This window comes from Mesorhizobium sp. M0771, from assembly GCF_040320155.1.
Classification (GTDB): Bacteria; Pseudomonadota; Alphaproteobacteria; order Rhizobiales; family Rhizobiaceae; genus Mesorhizobium.
The window spans coordinates 101,994-117,541 of the sequence record NZ_JAMYPC010000002.1 but is presented as its reverse complement, the minus strand read 5'-3'; the positions used below and the strand labels follow the sequence as shown (position 1 = coordinate 117,541).

The 15,548-nt window shown below is 63.4% G+C and carries 14 protein-coding genes; 7 read left to right on the top strand and 7 right to left on the bottom strand.

Going from position 1 to position 15,548, the window contains the following annotated elements:
- Positions 1-48 precede the first annotated feature (48 nt).
- The 6 genes from NKI05_RS04100 to NKI05_RS04075 all read right to left on the bottom strand — a co-directional run bounded on the left by NKI05_RS04100 (position 49) and on the right by NKI05_RS04075 (position 7,520).
- On the bottom strand, positions 49-1,056 hold the full coding sequence (locus tag NKI05_RS04100; RefSeq protein WP_023670374.1) for an NAD-dependent epimerase/dehydratase family protein: 1,008 nt from the start codon (positions 1,054-1,056) through the stop codon (positions 49-51).
- Positions 1,053-1,502 (bottom strand): EamA family transporter, encoded by a 450-nt coding sequence (locus NKI05_RS04095; protein WP_023670373.1) that lies wholly within the window; start codon positions 1,500-1,502, stop codon positions 1,053-1,055. Before NKI05_RS04095 ends, NKI05_RS04100 begins: the two co-directional genes overlap by 4 nt.
- 124 nt (positions 1,503-1,626) lie before the next feature.
- Positions 1,627-2,979 carry an FAD-binding oxidoreductase gene (locus NKI05_RS04090; protein ID WP_023706098.1) on the bottom strand — a complete coding sequence of 451 codons (1,353 nt, stop codon included), beginning with the start codon at positions 2,977-2,979 and terminating at the stop codon, positions 1,627-1,629.
- A 3-nt stretch (positions 2,980-2,982) separates the two neighbouring features.
- Entirely contained in the window at positions 2,983-4,416 is a 1,434-nt protein-coding gene (locus NKI05_RS04085; protein WP_023691000.1) for a UbiA family prenyltransferase, read from the bottom strand.
- A 206-nt stretch (positions 4,417-4,622) separates the two neighbouring features.
- The gene (locus NKI05_RS04080) at positions 4,623-4,886 is read right to left on the bottom strand and encodes a hypothetical protein (RefSeq protein ID WP_023815502.1); all 264 of its coding nucleotides are present in this window, start codon (positions 4,884-4,886) and stop codon (positions 4,623-4,625) included.
- Between the two features lie 144 nt (positions 4,887-5,030).
- A complete protein-coding gene (locus NKI05_RS04075; RefSeq protein ID WP_023700342.1) occupies positions 5,031-7,520 on the bottom strand; it encodes a mechanosensitive ion channel family protein in 2,490 nt (829 codons plus the stop codon).
- Positions 7,521-7,838: 318 nt separating this feature from the next.
- Between NKI05_RS04075 and NKI05_RS04070 the strand changes: the two genes are divergently transcribed.
- From NKI05_RS04070 to NKI05_RS04040, 7 genes are all read left to right on the top strand, one after another.
- A complete protein-coding gene (locus tag NKI05_RS04070) occupies positions 7,839-9,098 on the top strand; it encodes a sarcosine oxidase subunit beta family protein (RefSeq protein ID WP_023670368.1) in 1,260 nt (419 codons plus the stop codon).
- Positions 9,099-9,109: 11 nt separating this feature from the next.
- Positions 9,110-9,406, top strand: a complete 297-nt coding sequence (locus NKI05_RS04065; protein ID WP_023670367.1) for a sarcosine oxidase subunit delta — start codon at positions 9,110-9,112, stop codon at positions 9,404-9,406.
- Positions 9,403-12,396: a sarcosine oxidase subunit alpha gene (locus NKI05_RS04060; protein WP_023815505.1), complete on the top strand. Its 2,994-nt coding sequence runs from the start codon at positions 9,403-9,405 to the stop codon at positions 12,394-12,396. Before NKI05_RS04065 ends, NKI05_RS04060 begins: the two co-directional genes overlap by 4 nt.
- Positions 12,389-13,006: a sarcosine oxidase subunit gamma gene (locus NKI05_RS04055; protein ID WP_050594087.1), complete on the top strand. Its 618-nt coding sequence runs from the start codon at positions 12,389-12,391 to the stop codon at positions 13,004-13,006. The genes NKI05_RS04060 and NKI05_RS04055 overlap by 8 nt, the downstream gene beginning before the upstream one ends.
- Positions 13,007-13,159: 153 nt before the next feature.
- Entirely contained in the window at positions 13,160-13,537 is a 378-nt protein-coding gene (locus NKI05_RS04050; protein WP_352792190.1) for an MFS transporter, read from the top strand.
- Positions 13,537-13,665 carry a hypothetical protein gene (locus NKI05_RS04045; protein WP_352792189.1) on the top strand — a complete coding sequence of 43 codons (129 nt, stop codon included), beginning with the start codon at positions 13,537-13,539 and terminating at the stop codon, positions 13,663-13,665. The genes NKI05_RS04050 and NKI05_RS04045 overlap by 1 nt, the downstream gene beginning before the upstream one ends.
- 38 nt (positions 13,666-13,703) lie before the next feature.
- Positions 13,704-14,600, top strand: a complete 897-nt coding sequence (locus NKI05_RS04040) for an MFS transporter (protein WP_352792188.1) — start codon at positions 13,704-13,706, stop codon at positions 14,598-14,600.
- 18 nt (positions 14,601-14,618) lie between these two features.
- Here NKI05_RS04040 and NKI05_RS04035 read toward each other — a convergent pair whose 3' ends face one another.
- Complete coding sequence (locus tag NKI05_RS04035) at positions 14,619-15,323, bottom strand: nitroreductase (RefSeq protein ID WP_023725586.1); 705 nt, start codon at positions 15,321-15,323, stop codon at positions 14,619-14,621.
- Between the last annotated feature and the right edge of the window lie 225 nt (positions 15,324-15,548).

The window sequence follows — 15,548 nt, the reverse complement described above, 5'->3', positions numbered from 1 at the left end:
TCAGGCTTGGCCATGACGGTCATTTCGGAGTTCTCCTGGTCGTCCCACTTATTCGGCGGGGACATGATTGGCGGTGACGGCAAGCCCGTCTTTCTTGGCGCGGTATTCGCTGTAGGCGGCGATCAGCATGTCCTCGTCGCGATATTGCGGCACCCAGCCGAGCTGGCGCTCGGCCTTGGATACGTCGAGCACGCACTCCTCATCGGCGATCAGATATTGTTCGGGATCCATGATCGGCATGTTCATGAGATCGAGCAGGTCGAGAGTGCGCTTGACCGCCCAGCCCGGCGTCGGGATCAGCAGCGATTTCGAGCCGGCATGCTTGATCAGGTCGCCCAGCAATTTCTTCACCGGCGGCGGATTGAGGGAGCCCAGATTATAAGCCTGGTTGGGCACGCCTGCCTTCCAGGCCGAGCGGGCAGCTTCCGCGCAATCGAACACCGAGATGAACTGATAGGGGTTCTTGCCCGAGCCGATCATCGGCACAGGAAAATTCCAGTCGATCAGTTTGAACAGCTTTTCCAGGATCCCGAGCCGGCCGGGACCGATGATCAGACGCGGGCGAAACAGCGAGATCGACATGCCGCGCTTGCGCCATTGCGCGGCGAGTTCCTCGGTCTTCTGCTTCGACCAGCCATATTCGCCGAGCGGCGCGACCGGATGTTCCTCGGTCATCGGCTGGGTGACCGTATGGCCGTAGATCATGTCGGTGGTGTAGTGGACGAGCTTGGACGCGCCGGCCTTGTCCATTGCCTGCATGATGTGTTCGGTGCCGTGGAAATTCACCGGAAAGAAGAAGTCGTGACGCTTGGCCCGCACCTGGATCGGCGACAGCATTTTGGCCGACAGGTTGTAGATCATGTCGTCGGCCTTCAATCCGATGTTGGCCACCGAGGCCGTATCCGTGACATCGCAGGTGACGAAGCGAACGTTGCGATAGTGCGTCAGGTCGCTCTTGACGATGTCGGCAACGACAACCTCTTCACCATCGGCCACAAGCTTCGGGGCAAGATGACGGCCGACGAAGCCGTCGCCGCCGAAAATAACATGTCTCATCGAACGATCTCGTTTGTCTGGATCTTGTCGGGGATGATGGAAGCGGTTTGGTCGTCATGCCCGCGCCCGCCCAAGTCTCGACCGCTTTGCGCGATCAGCACGGTGCCGACGCAGATGAAGGCGATGCCGGCAATGCGCCAGGCATTGAGGTCCTCGCGGAAGATGAAATAGGCGAAGATCGCAACCGCGACATAGGCAAGGCTGAGGAACGGATACGCAAAGCTGAGCTCGACCTTGGACAGCACATAGAGATGCGAAGCCATCGAGATGACGAAGGTGCACAGGCCGAGAAACACCCATGGGCTGAAAACGACCTGCAACAGCCTCAACAGCGGATTGGTGCCTTCGAACGAAATCGGCCCGAGTGACATCATGCCTTGCTTCAGCATCAGCTGCGCGGCGGCATTGGTCATGACCGTGAACAGAATGAAGACGATGTATTTCATATTTTGCACCCGCCACTCGCAACGGTCGTATTACGAACCTGCAAACATTTCATGAAGTCACGACAATGCTTTGAGTAAACCACGGAAATTACGATCTATTCACCATGACTTATTCGGATTGTACCTATTCAGCTGCCTCGACACGCCCTGGCCGGACGTTGAGCTTTTTCGCCGTCCGCAGCCAGAAACTGGACACGAACGCCGGGTCGCGCAGCGCTTCAAGCCGCTGCCAATTCGGGAAGGAGGCCGCGAAAGTATCAGCGCCCATGCGCGCATCCTTGTACGGGTTGACCGCGCCGCCGGCCGCGACCGTGATGCCGTCGAGTTCGCTGAGCAGGGCCAGCGTCCTGTCGCCGCGATTGGGGAAATCCAGCGTCAACGTGAAGCCTGGCCGCGGAAAAGACAGCAGCCCCGGCGAGCGGATCGAGCCGAAGCGCTTCAACACGGTGAGGAAAGAGCCCTGCCCGGCCCGTCGCGCCGCCTCGAGCAGCGCCGGCACGGTCTGGCGCGCGACATTTTCCGGCACCAAGCTCTGGTGCTGGTAGAGACCTTTCGGGCCATACAGCCGATTCCAGTCGCCGACACCATCAAGCGGAAAGAAAAAGCCCTGGTAGCCGGTTTGGCTCGGCCCCGGCGAGCGCCCCTTCTTCCACCGATAGGCGGCGTTGAAGGCGGTGAGGAACGGCCGGTTGAGCACATTGAACGGCGGCTGGAACGGCACTGAAAAACGGGAGCCGGCGCGAGACGCCGCATGCGAGCCATACTCGGCATGATTGCCTGTCAACAACAGGCCGCGCCCGCGGCCATGGCCGCCGGCAAGCTGGTCGATCCAGGCGACGGCATATTCATTGGCCTGGTCGGCGGCCTCGGCCAGTTCGAAGAATTCGCCGAGATCGGCAAACCGCGTTACCTTCTCGGCGATATCGAGCGAATGCACCCGCATCAGCCGGATCGAGGCCGACAGGATCAGGCCGGTCAGCCCCATGCCGCCGATCGTCGCCGCAAACAGCCTTGCATTGTCGGTTGCCGAGCAGGTGTAGGTCCGCCCGTCCGAGCGCAGCAGCGTGAACGACTCGACATGGCAGCCAAAGGTGCCGCGCCGGTGATGGTTCTTGCCATGGACGTCATTGGCGATCGCGCCGCCAAGGGTGACGAACTGGGTGCCTGGGACGACAGTCGGAAAGAAACCGTAAGGTGCAGTGTGCGCAATGATATCGGAGAGGAACACGCCGGCCTCCGCCTCGAGCAGGCCGGTCTCGGCATTGAAGGCGCCGATGCGGTTCAGCGGCCGCATGTCCACGACCGCACCTGGCCCGTTCTGGCAGGAATCACCGTAGGAGCGGCCATTGCCATAGGCGAGCAGAGCGTTCTTTGTCGCCTTGCCGCTTCGCATCAGCGCGATGGCATCGTCGGCCGCGATGGCTCGCTTTGCGGCCGGCGTGGCGAGGCCAAAACTCCGGTACCGTTCGCCGGCCATGCCCTACCAGCCTCCCGCGACCAGAAGGGCGGCGCCGATCACCACGACGATCTGGCTTCGCCAGTCGCGAATGATGAAGATGACCGGATCATCATTCATCTCGTTGCGGCGCGCCAGGATCCAGACCCGCATGGTCAAATACAGCACGATCGGCGCCAGCGGCCAGACCAGCCTGGGATGCGGATAGAGTTCGCGCACGGAGACGCTGTCCATGTAGAGCGCCAGCACCAGCGCCGAGGAGAAGGCCGACGCCATGCCCGCCTGGGCGACGATCTCCTGATCTTCGATGCGGTAGCCGCGACCGGCAATGCGCTCGCCCACCGGAATGGCTGTGGTGCGCAGTTCGACATAGCGCTTCACCAGCGCCAGCGACAGGAAGAAGAAAATCGAGAAGGCGAGCAGCCAGAACGAGACTTCGACCCCGGTCGCCGCAGCACCTGCCAGCACACGCACTGTGTAGAGCCCCGCCAGCGTCAGTACGTCGGCCAGGAGCATGCGCTTGAACGACAGCGAATAGGCTGTGGTCACCACCAGATAGCCGGCGAGCACGCCCAGGAACTCGATCGGCAACAGAAGCCCGGCGGCGATGCCGATCGTCAGCAGAGCGGCCATCGCGCCGAGACCGAACGGTATCGACAGCGCGCCGCTGGCGAAAGGCCGGTTGCGTTTGGTCGGGTGCTTGCGGTCAAGCGCAAGGTCGAAGAAATCGTTGAGGATGTAGATGGCGGAAGCCACGGCGCTGAAGGAGACGAACGCCAGCAGGCATTGCCAGATCATGTTGATGTTGAAGTATTCATGCGACAGCACCATCGGCACCGCTATCAGCGAATTCTTCAGCCACTGATGCACCCGCAGCATCTTGACGAATGTCTTCAATGTCCTTTTCGGCGCCGGCATCCTTTCGGCGCTATGCGCGGCCTGCCAGCGCCTCGCATGGCGGTCGGGCGCCACGACGATGGCGTTGCGTGCGGCTCCGAAAACCTTGAGGTCGTGCCGGCTGTTGCCGGCATAGTCGAAACCGCCGTCGCCATAGGCGGCGATGAGCGCGTCGCGCTTGCGGCCCGAGGTCATGTTGTGGGGACCGTCGGTCGCCAGCACATAGTCGAAGACGCCCAGATGCGCGGCGATCGCCTCGGCGAACTTGCGTGGCGTACCGGTCGCCAGCACGATCTTGCGTCCGTCGCTATGGTCGGCGCGCAGCCGCTGCAGCAGCGCTTCGCGATAGGGCAGCGAGGCCGGATCGATGTCGATGCGGTCTGCGATCGCTTGTTTCAGCCGCGCCGGGCCGGCGGCCAGCCAGAACGGAACCAGGAAAACATAGAGCGGATTCTTCTTGAGCAGGATGAACAGGCCTTCCCAAAGAAGATCGGTCGCAATCAGCGTGCCGTCGAGGTCGACCGCAAGCGGGATTGCGTTCTTGTCCGACCGCGCATCCATGTCCGTTCTGCCCTATTCATAACCGGTTGCGCCGTGTTTCGGCGTCTTCGCACCGGTATAGCGGCGGAACGGCGTATTGAACGTTAAAACGCACGGTTGCAGCCGGTAGGCGCCACGATATTTCCCGCGTCATTGTTAAGCAATCGCTACCGCGAACAATAAAAGGCCGGGCATTGCCCGGCCTCTACTACATCTGCCTCCCGACTTTACTTGATGCGGGCAATGCCACCCGAGATTTCGACCGTTTCCGAGCCGGTCAGGGCCTCGAGGTCACCATTGGGCAAGGTGACAAAACAGCCGTTCGGGCAGAATTCCACGGTTTCGCCAGCGGCCAGCGCCAACTCCGTCTTGCCGCCGCCTTCCGTCACGATCAGCGTACGGGTCTCAGCATCCTTGTTGACCGCGCTGGCGGCAAAGGCCGAGCCACTCGCTGCGGTAAGAGCGATGGCGACGACGAGCGACTTCCACATTTTGCAATATCGGTGTTTCCACACCGCCTCTGTTGCATTTCGCAAGGCATTCTCGCCTTTGCATGTGAGCTTATATGAGATGCAAGCTGAACCGCAACTGAATGCCGCATTCATGCCGCAATCGGTTTGGGAGGAGCTTGGGGCCTAGCTGGGATCGGGTTTGCGGGCCTTGCGACCAGTTTTGGCCAGCCGCTTCGCCTCGGTGGCGGCTCTGGCCTCCGCCTGCTCCTTCTCGGCGAACTCGACTTCGATCTTGTCGTCGTCGATCGGCCATGCGTCGGTCTGCTTGACCTTGACCTCGGCGCGCGGCGTCGAGGGGATTTCTATGTGCTCGGCGTCAAAAGCATCGAGAACGGCAAAGCGGATATCGTTCTGAACGATGGCGCCGTTCAGCACATCGGCCAGGAACACGCGGATCTCGAACTCGAGTGCTGCCGGCCCGAAATTGGTGAACAGCACGAAGGGTTCCGGGTTCTTCAGCACCAGCGCATGGCCGCGCGCAATCTCAAGCAGGACCGCGTGTACCCGCTTGACGTCGCTGCCATAGGCGACCCCGACCTTGATCTCCACACGTCCGAGCTTGTTGCGGTGCGTCCAGTTGCCGACGGCGTTGTTGATGAGGTTCGAATTGGGCAGGATCACCGATTGCCGCTGGAAGGTCTCGATTTCGGTGGCGCGCACGCTGATCTTCTTGACCGTGCCTGATGTGTCGCCGGCGACGATCCAGTCGCCGACCTTGAACGGCCGCTCGGCGAGAAGGATCAGGCCCGACACGAAGTTGGACACGACATTCTGCAGGCCAAAGCCGATACCCAGCGAGAGTGCGCCGGCAACGAGCGCCAAATTGGAAAGATCGATGCCCGCCGCCGAGATGCCGACCAGGCCGGCGAGCGCGACGCCGGCATAGCCGACCGCCAGCCGGATCGAGTTGCGCACGCCGGTATCGACCTTGCCGCGAGCCATAACCGAGCCGTCGAGCCAGCCCTGGAACCAGCGGGTCAGGAAATAGCCGATGATGAAGACGACGATGCCGGTGAGGATGCCGGTGACCGAAATCGTCACCGAACCGACGGTGACGCCTGTCGCCAATTTATAGCCCCAGGCCTGGATATCGCCGGGCTGGAAGCCCCACATCAACAGGATCAGCGGCAGGAACACCAGCACGATCATCAGGTTGATGGCGACGCTGACGACGAGGCCGAGTTGGTCGAGCGCGGTGTCCTCATAGCTGGAATTGGTCTTCAGCCAGCGCCCGATGGACGTGCCGGCGAAACCACCCTCCTCGCCGATCTCGCGCGCCGACAGGAAGCCGATATAGGCGGTGAGCAGGATGGTGCCAGTGACCACGACCTGCAACGAGACGAAGATGGCAAGACCGATATAGCCGAACAGCGCCGCCGCAATCGTGAACAGGCCGAGCGCGACACAGGTGTAGCGCAGCCAGGCCGGCCAGCGGCGCCAGCGCCCAGCGACGTCCTTGTAAGGCTTCAGCAGCGCCATCAGGATCAGGATGACCCCGACGATCACGGTGGCGACAAAACTCCTGGCCACCGTCAGCGACAGAGGCGAGCCCATCTTGTCGTTGACGATCGACAGGAAATTGTTGATGCCGATGACGACTGCCATGGCCGTCGTCAGCCGCACCAGCCAACGCGCCGGGCCGGTCTCGACCTGGATCAGACGCCAGTTCGGCATGCTGGGCGACAGAGCCGCATTGGTCAGGCGGTTGACACAGAACACTATGGCGATGACGGCTGCCAGAGCGTTGAGGAACACGCCTATGTCGCCGCGCAGCACATTGTAGTAGTTGTACAGGAACACCGTCGAGGCGAGGAAGGCGCTGACCGCCAGCGTCGGCAGCAAGGTCGACCAGAACGCCACCGACAGGCGACTGAGATACGTCGGATCTTCAACCGACGCGTCGGGCTCGAAGATGCGCCCAAACAGGCGGCGCCCACCGACCAGAAGCACCACGGCCAACGCAAGCGCCATGAGGGTCGCCGCGAGCATCGCCTGGAACTTGAACTTGAAGGCAAAGCTCAGCCACGACGACACCGCCCTGTAAAAATTGGCGTATTCGTCCCTTGCGTCGGAAAACACCTGCGGGCTCAGTGCATCGGACAGCACATAGCGCTTGGTTAGGCCGCTGCGAAACAGCTCGCTGCGCATATTACCGATCTTCTCGATCAGCGAATTGATGCGAATCGACAGGTTCTGCGCCCCGGCGATGACGGCGTTGATCTCCGCCTTTTCCGACGCCAGCGCCTGGCGCTCGCCGGTCACGATGTCCGGTTCAGGGGGCTGTCCGGCAGCCGGCGGGGCGCCAAGCTGCTCGAGCCTCGAATTGATCTCTCCCAGCCGCGAACGAAACGCCAGCGCGCTGTTCAGCGCACCGCGCGACAGCTCTTCCAGCTGCAGGCGGATCTCGACGAGGGTGGTGTCGTCGACGCCGTCCTCCTGGACTTTCTTCTCCAGAGCGTCGGTTTTCGTCGTCAAACCCTGCAGGATTTTCTGCTGGTCGGCGACCAGCCCGGCAGGCGCCTGGCCCAGCCCCTGCGCCATCGCGCCGAACGAATGCGGCGCCAAGGCAACGAGCGCGAGGACCAGGATCAGGCGAAAGAAGCGAAAAAGCATAATGGTGGCGACTCAAAGGGCGGCAAGGCCGCTTCTAAAGCGGTCCTTGATAGAGACGCTCATCCCGTGGAGCAAGTCGTGGCGAAGTCATGACAGTTGGGCGCCTTGCGGGAGTCGGCCAGTCGAAAAGCCATGGCGCAATCTTGGCTTTGCGCCCGCCGCCTGCTCTATAGTCTGCCGCATCGCACCCGAGCCGGATGGCTTCAGGTCTGTTGGACCTGAAATCATCCGGCTCTACAAATCAAAGATATAGAGCATGATGTCGTCCGAAAACCGCTTCACACTTTTCGGCATCATGCTCTAGGGATGACATGAAGAATGGCGGAATATTCAGCCCTTTCGCTTCTCACGAACGCGCTCAAGGGAAACAAGGACTGGAAGCCGGCCTGGCGCAAGCCCGACCCCAAGGCTTCCTATGACGTCATCATCATCGGTGGCGGCGGCCACGGCCTGTCGACGGCGTACTATCTGGCCAAGGAGCACGGCATCACCAATGTCGCGGTGCTGGAAAAGGGCTGGCTGGGTTCCGGCAATGTCGGCCGTAACACCACGGCGGTGCGCTCCAACTACCTTTTGCCGTCCAACACCCGCTTCTACGAACATTCGATGAAGATGTGGGAGAACCTTTCGCACGACCTCAACTACAACGTCATGTTCTCGCAGCGCGGCTGCCTGAATCTGGCTCACACGCCGGGCCAGTTCGACGACTTGGCAAGGCGCGGCAACGCCATGCGCCATCTCGGCGTCGATGCCGAGCTGATGAGCACCGCCGAGATCGCGCGCCTGGTCCCGGCGCTGGACATGTCGGCCTCCGCGCGCTTTCCCATCGTCGGCGGCCTGATGCAGCCGCGCGCCGGCACCGCCCGTCACGATGCGGTTGCCTGGGGCTATGCCCGCGGCGCCGACCGACGCGGCGTCGACATCGTCGAGAATTGCGAGGTCACCGGCTTCCTGCGCGACGGCGACCGCATCACCGGCGTGCAAACGACGCGCGGAGAGATCCGCGGCAAGAAAGTTGCCGTGGCCGTTGCCGGCAGCACCGGACGGGTGATGCAGCTTGCCGGCATCGACAGGATGCCGATCGAGAGCCATGTGCTGCAGGCCTTCGTCACCGAATCGCTGAAACCTTTCGTCGACACGGTGCTGACCTTCGGCATGGGTCATTTCTACATGTCGCAGTCCGACAAGGGCGGCCTCGTCTACGGCGGTGACATCGACGGCTACAACAGCTACGCTCAGCGCGGCAACCTGCCCATCGTCGATGAGGTGATGAGCGAGATGCTGGCGCTGTTTCCCGGCCTTGCGCGTGTACGCATGCTGCGCTCATGGGGCGGCGTCTGCGACATGTCGATGGACGGTTCGCCGATCATCACCACCGGCCCGCTGCCGGGCATGTATCTCAATTGCGGCTGGTGCTATGGCGGCTTCAAGGCGACGCCGGCCTCGGGCTGGTGCTTCGCATACACCATCGCCAAGGACGAACCGCACGCGTTCAACGCGCCGTTCACGCTCGACCGTTTTTATCGCGGCCTAGTGATTGACGACAAGGGCCAGGGCGCAACGCCCCGGCTGCATTAGGGTTCAAACAAATGCTTATCACTTGTCCCTATTGCGGCCCGCGCGACGTCATCGAGTTCACCTATCAGGGCGACGGCAACCGCGAGCGCCCGCAGCCCAACTCGCAGGACCTCGACGCCTGGAACGCCTATGTCTACGATCGGCTGAACCCGGCCGGCGACCACAATGAGATCTGGCAGCATTCGGGCGGCTGCCGCACCCATCTGAGGATGGTGCGCAACACGGTCACGCATGAGATTTCCAGCACCGGTTTCGCCCGCGGCGACCACAATGCCGCCGCCCGGCACAAAGCCGGAGGCAAGTCGTGAGCCCGCGCCGCACCGAGACCGGCGGCCGCGTCGACCGGCTGCGCACCATCCGCTTCACCTTCGACGGCACGCCCTACACCGGCCATGCCGGCGACACGCTGGCCTCGGCGCTGCTTGCTAACGGCGTCACGCTTTTCGGCCGCTCATTCAAATACCACCGCCCGCGCGGCCTGCTCTCGGCCGGCGTCGAGGAACCGAACGCGCTGGTGACGGTGCTGCGCGGCGAAGTGCGCGAGCCCAACATCGCCGCAACCATGGTCGAGATCTATGACGGGCTGGTGGCCGTCAGCCAGAACCGCTTTCCCTCGCTCGCCTGGGACATCAACGCCGTCAACCAGCTCGGCGGCAAGATCCTGGCCGCCGGCTTCTACTACAAGACCTTCATGGGCCCTGTCTTCGGCCCCCTGAAAGGCACCCGCTTCTGGATGTTCTGCGAGCATTTCATCCGCCGCGCCGCCGGCCTGGGCCGCGCCGGTATTGCCGCCGACACCTCGCGCTACGAGCGCATGAACGCGTTTTGCGACGTGCTGGTGGTCGGCTCCGGCCCGGCCGGCCTGTCAGCCGCCAAGGCCGCTGCCGACCAGGGCGCGCGCGTCATCCTGGCCGAACTCGAGCCGCGTTTCGGCGGCTCGGCCAACTGGTCCGGCGAGGCCATCGACGGCGCGCCGGCCGCCGACTGGGCGGCGCGCGCCGTCAGCCAGCTCGAAGGCCATGACACGGTCCGCCTGCTGCCGCGCACCACGGTGTGGGGCTATTACGACGGCAACACGCTAGCCGCGCTCGAGCGCGTCACCGACCACAAGGAAACGCCCGGCAAGGGCGAGCCGCGCCATCGCTACTGGGCGATCCGCGCCAAGACGGTGGTGCTGGCCACCGGCTCTTTCGAGCGGCCGCTTGTGTTCCCCGGCAATGACCGGCCGGGCGTCATGCTGGCGCATGCCGCCGAGCGCTATGCTAACGATTATGGCGTGCTGCCCGGCGACAGGATCGCGCTGTTCACCAACAATGACAGCGCCTATCGCTCGGCGCTGGCGCTGAGGAAGGCCGGGGCGGCTATTGTCGCCATCGTCGATGTGCGCCCCGAGCTTTCGGCCGAAATGCGCAGCCTCGCCACCGAGGCCGAAGCCGAAATCCTCTCCGGCCATGCCGTGGTCGCCACCGAAGGCGGCAAGGCGCTCTCCGGCCTCAAGGTGCAGCGCTTCGACATGACCTCGGGCGCGCTCAGCGGTGACGCCCGCAGCATCCACGCCGATTGCCTGCTGATGTCGGGTGGCTGGTCGCCGACCATCCATCTCGCCAGCCAGGCCGGTGCCAGAGCCGAATGGAACCCTGCCCGCCAGGCCTTCCTGCCGCCGAAACCGACTCGGCAATGGATTGGCGCCGGCGCTTTCAACGGCAGCTTTTCGACCGTCGAAGCCATCACTGAGGGCCGTGCAGCCGGCCTGTCCGCCGCGGGCGGAGCGGCTGCGCCGGCAGCTTTGCCGGATGTCGAAGCAGCCCCGGGAAACCCCGATCCGGCGCCGGTGTTCGAGATCAAAGCCAAGGGAAAAAGCTTCGTCGACTTCCAGCATGACGTGACTGCTGAAGACGTGCGGCTGGCGCATCGCGAAGGTTTTGTCTCCGTCGAGCATCTGAAGCGCTACACCACGCTCGGCATGGCGACCGACCAGGGCAAGAACTCCAACGTTCCGGGCCTCGCCATCATGGCCGAGGCGTTGGGCAAACCGATCCCCGAAGTCGGAACGACGCGCTTCCGCCCGCCCTATTCCGCGGTGTCGATCGGCTCGCTTGCCGCCGAACGCTTCGGCGATCTGAAACCCGAGCGCCTGACGCCCATGCATGACTGGCACCTCGCCAATGGCGCAACGATGTATTCCGCTGGCCTCTGGTATCGACCAATGATCTACGGCCTTGCCGGCGAGACGGTCGAGCAGGCCTATGTCCGTGAAGCCAGGGCGACGCGCGAAAGCGCCGGCATCGTCGACGTCTCGACGCTGGGCAAGATCGCCGTTCAGGGGCCGGATGCGGGCGAATTCCTCGACCGGGTCTACACCAACATGTTTTCCACCCTCCCCGTCGGCAAGGCCCGCTACGGCCTGATGCTGCGCGAGGACGGGCTGGCCTTCGACGACGGCACCACATGGCGGCTCGGCGAACAGGATTTCCTGATGACGACCACCACGGCCAACGCCGGCAAGGTGATGCAGCATCTGGAATATTTCCTCGACGTCATCTGGCCGGAGCTCAAAGTGCACGTCACCTCGGTAACCGACGAATGGGCGGGCGCGGCCATCGGCGGGCCGAAGGCGCGGGCCATCCTCGCCGCCTGTGTCACCGGCACCGCGGTCGACAACACAGCCCTGCCGTTCATGGGCATCGTGCGCGGCGAGATATCAGGCGTGCCGGTGATGATTTGCCGGCTGTCCTTCTCCGGAGAAATGGCCTTCGAGGTCTATTGCGGCGCCGGCTACGGCACCCATGTCTGGGAAGCCCTTATCGAAGCCGGCAAGCCGTTCGGCCTGGTCACCTACGGGCTGGAGGCGTTGGGCACGATGCGCATCGAAAAGGGCCATGTCACCGGCGCGGAGATCGACGGGCGCACTACGGCGCGCGACCTGCATCTCGACTGGATGCTGTCGAAGAAGAAGCCGTTCATCGGCTCGGCGATGATGGACCGCGAAGGCCTGATCGCGCCCGAGCGGCTGCAGCTGGTCGGCCTAGTCTCGCTCGACAATCGGCCGTTCAATGGCGGAGCCCACCTCGTCGAGGAACTGGACGAAGCCAATCCGCACGACTCCATCGGCCATATCACCGCCTGCTGCTACTCGCCGGCGCTGGGCAAGCACATCGCGCTGGCTTTGGTCGAGGGCGGCAAGGCGCGCCATGGCACCCGGGCATTCGTCTCCGATCCGCTGCGCAAGCGGTTCGGGCCGGTCGAGATCGTCTCCAACCATTTCTACGACCCGGACGGGAGCCGCATGCATGGCTGAGCGCCAATCACCCGAACGCCAATCACCCGAGCGCCTCTCGCCGCTCGAGCCGGTGTCCCATCCGGGTTCGCACGGCAATTTCGAGCATGGCGTTGAAGTCATCCTGACCGAGACCCGGCCGGGCTCGATCCTGCAGCTGGCCGCGTGGCCGGGCGCGGAAAAGCAACTGATCGACGTGATCGGCAAGGTCACCGGCCTCGATTTGCCCGATGGCGCCGGCGGCGGTCTCGCCAAGGACGGCAAGGCCGTGTTCGGTTTCGCGCCTGGAAAATTCACAGTCGTCGACGAGGCCGAGGGCCTGGCGGCGAGTTTTGCCGGGGACGTAACCCCGGCAATCGGCACGATCACCGACCTGTCGCATGGCCGCACCGCTATCCGCATCGCCGGCCCTAAGGCCGAATGGGTGCTGGCGAAATTCTTCGCCATCGACTTCGCCCTGCCCGCCTTCCCCACAGGCTCCGGCCGTTCGACCACCCATCACGACGTCTTTGCGCAGATCCAGCGCACCGGCGCCGACCAGTTCGACATCTATGTCTTCCGCTCCTTCGCCCGATCGTTCTGGAAGGCGCTCTGCCATGCCAGCGAGGAGGTCGGCTACGAGGTTCAGTAGGGCCAAAAGCCGTTCTGGCCTCAAGGCCAGCCGGTTCTGCCGCTAGAGAATGCTCCAATGGAAGCCCATGGTGGGGAACGTGGCCCAACCGGCCCAGGGGATTAAAAAGATCCCGTCTCAGAGTCGGCATCGTCGTTTGGTTCGAACATCCCCATGACCGCAGAACTATCCGCCGGCGCCACGGATTGCGCCGATGTGTCGGCCAGAGCCTTGCTCCTGCTGCCGCTCACGGTCGCCTGCGGCGTGTTCATGACCAGCCTCGACCAGAATGTCGTGGTCACCGCCCTGCCCGGCATCAGCGACAGCCTCGGCCGGCCGCCGAGGCAGCTCGGCCTGTTGATCACCGTCTATGTCGCCAGCCTGATCATCTCGATGCCGCTCGGCGGCTGGGCCGCCGACCGCTTCGGCCTGCGCAATGTCTACTGCTTCGCTTGCTGGTGTTCGCCGCGTCATCGGCGCTGTGCGGCCTGTCCAACGACATCTGGACGCTGGTCGGCGCCCGCGCGCTGCAAGGCTTCGGCGGCGCCTTGATGGGGACGCTCGGCCAGGTCGTCATCCTGTCGACCTTCCCGCGCAGCCGCACGCTGAAGATCAACATGTATATTTCGCTGGCCGGCCAGTCCGGACCGCTGGTCGCCCGCTGGTCGGCGGCGCCCTGACGACTTATATCTCCTGGCGCTGGATCTTCTTCTTCAACGTGCCGTTCGCGCTGGCGGCGGCCGTTCTTGCCGCCTCGCTGTTTCCGACTGTTACCAAACCGGTGCGCACGCCGTTCGATTTCCCGGGCTTCCTGCTGGTCGGCAGCGGCATGGTCCTGCTGGTCTTCGGCATGGATTCGCTTGCGGCGAAAGACGCCGCCGGCAGCATGATCGCGGCCGAGCTGACGCTGGCGATCGTCATCCTGACGCTTGCCTCCTTCCACTGCCTGCGCGCCTGCAACCCTTTGCTTGACCTGAAACTCCTGCGCATCCGCACCTTTCGCATCTCCTTCCTCACAGGCGGCGGACTGGACACGATCGGCCTCAGCTCGGTCGTCTTCCTGCTGCCGCTGATGTTCCAGCTCGGCTTTGGCATGAGCGCGGTGCAGGCGGGATCGCTGACTTTCGTTGCCGCAATCGGCTCGCTGATCATGCGTGTGTTCATGCCGCGCCTGCTCAACCGCTTCGGCTTTCGCCGTGTGCTGGTTGTCAACACGCCGATCGTTGCCGCCATGGTTGCGGGCTTCGCCTTGATAGAGGCAACAACGCCCGTCTGGATCGTGCTTGCCTATATCTTCGCCTTCGGTGTCCTGCGCTCGGCGCAATGGGCTTCGACCGGCAATCTCGCCTATTCCGACATCGCGCCCGACCAGCTCGCCCGCTTCAGCGCGCTCTACTACATACTGTGGCAGTTGGGGGTGGCGATCAGCGTCGGCCTGGCGGCGGCGCTGTTGTCGTTCCTGGCTGGCGGCAGGCCGGCGGTGACCAACGATTTCCGCATCCTGTTCGTGGTCGAGGGCGTCATCACTTTGTGCGCGCTGATCGCCTATCTCAGACTGACACCGCAGGACGGCGCCCATGTCAGCGGCCATGGCGCGCAGATGAACGTGGAATAAGGCCCCGGTAGCCGAGGCCTAGCCGCTGAACGTCACCCACTCTTCCAGCGGCACGCGGTCGGTGCGGAAGTCGTTTTCGGGTTTCGACGTATCCTCGAGGCCGAGCGCCATGCCGCAGACGACGATCTCCTCGTCGGGGATGTTGAGCACCGGCCGGATCTGCCGGTGATAGGGCGCGAAGGCGGCCTGCGGGCAGGTGTGCAGGCCCCTGCCTCGCGCCGCCACCATGATGTTCTGCAGGAACATTCCGTAGTCGATCCACGAGCCCTGGTTCAGCCGCCGGTCGATGGTGAAGATCATGCCGACCGGCGCGTCGAAGAAGACGAAGTTGCGGTCGTGCTGGGCGCGCATCTTGTCGACCTCGCGGCGGCCGATGCCGAGTGCCCCATAGAGCCCGAAACCGTTGGCGCGGCGGCGGGTGAGATACGGCTCGAAGAACTGGGTGGGGTAATAGCGATACTCGTCCCAATCGGCCTTTTCGGCGCGGATACCGGAATTCAGGATGGCATTGGTGATCTGCTGCTTGACCTCGCCCTTGACGACATAGACCCGCCAGGGCTGCATATTGGTGCCCGAAGGCGCGCGCGCGGCGACGCCAAGAATGGCTCGGATCGTCTCGTCATCGACCATGTCGGGCAGGAAGGCGCGCACTGAACGGCGCGAGATGATCGCCTCGTCGACAACAGCCGCGTTATGCGCTGCCAGGCCGTTTTTTTCCAGCATGGGCCGTCCCTTTGCGCACACTTCGAAAGCCGAACCGGCTATCGGAAAAGACCTTGCGCAGATTTCAATCCTTGGTCGCCGACCCGCATTCCCACACCCGCCGCTCGTGCCAGAGCCTTTGCATGAACCGCCAAAATCGCGCAAGCAAATCTTGTGTGTCCATGAAAATTCGCTTGATTTTTTCACGGACATGAGCTCTCATGAAATTCATTTCCAGTTTTTCAT

Excerpts from the sequence above, each read along its gene's own strand:
- NKI05_RS04045 (WP_352792189.1), top strand. The coding sequence starts at position 13,537 with ATGGGGACGCTCGGCCAGGTCGTCATCCTGTCGACCTTCCCGCGCAGC.
- NKI05_RS04080 (WP_023815502.1), bottom strand. The coding sequence starts at position 4,886 with ATGTGGAAGTCGCTCGTCGTCGCCATCGCTCTTACCGCAGCGAGTGGC.
- NKI05_RS04090 (WP_023706098.1), bottom strand. The coding sequence starts at position 2,979 with ATGGCCGGCGAACGGTACCGGAGTTTTGGCCTCGCCACGCCGGCCGCA.
- NKI05_RS04075 (WP_023700342.1), bottom strand. The coding sequence starts at position 7,520 with ATGCTTTTTCGCTTCTTTCGCCTGATCCTGGTCCTCGCGCTCGTTGCC.
- NKI05_RS04100 (WP_023670374.1), bottom strand. The coding sequence starts at position 1,056 with ATGAGACATGTTATTTTCGGCGGCGACGGCTTCGTCGGCCGTCATCTT.
- NKI05_RS04035 (WP_023725586.1), bottom strand. The coding sequence starts at position 15,323 with ATGCTGGAAAAAAACGGCCTGGCAGCGCATAACGCGGCTGTTGTCGAC.
- NKI05_RS04050 (WP_352792190.1), top strand. The coding sequence starts at position 13,160 with ATGACCGCAGAACTATCCGCCGGCGCCACGGATTGCGCCGATGTGTCG.
- NKI05_RS04095 (WP_023670373.1), bottom strand. The coding sequence starts at position 1,502 with ATGAAATACATCGTCTTCATTCTGTTCACGGTCATGACCAATGCCGCC.
- NKI05_RS04065 (WP_023670367.1), top strand. The coding sequence starts at position 9,110 with ATGCTTATCACTTGTCCCTATTGCGGCCCGCGCGACGTCATCGAGTTC.
- NKI05_RS04055 (WP_050594087.1), top strand. The coding sequence starts at position 12,389 with ATGGCTGAGCGCCAATCACCCGAACGCCAATCACCCGAGCGCCTCTCG.
- NKI05_RS04070 (WP_023670368.1), top strand. The coding sequence starts at position 7,839 with ATGGCGGAATATTCAGCCCTTTCGCTTCTCACGAACGCGCTCAAGGGA.
- NKI05_RS04085 (WP_023691000.1), bottom strand. The coding sequence starts at position 4,416 with ATGGATGCGCGGTCGGACAAGAACGCAATCCCGCTTGCGGTCGACCTC.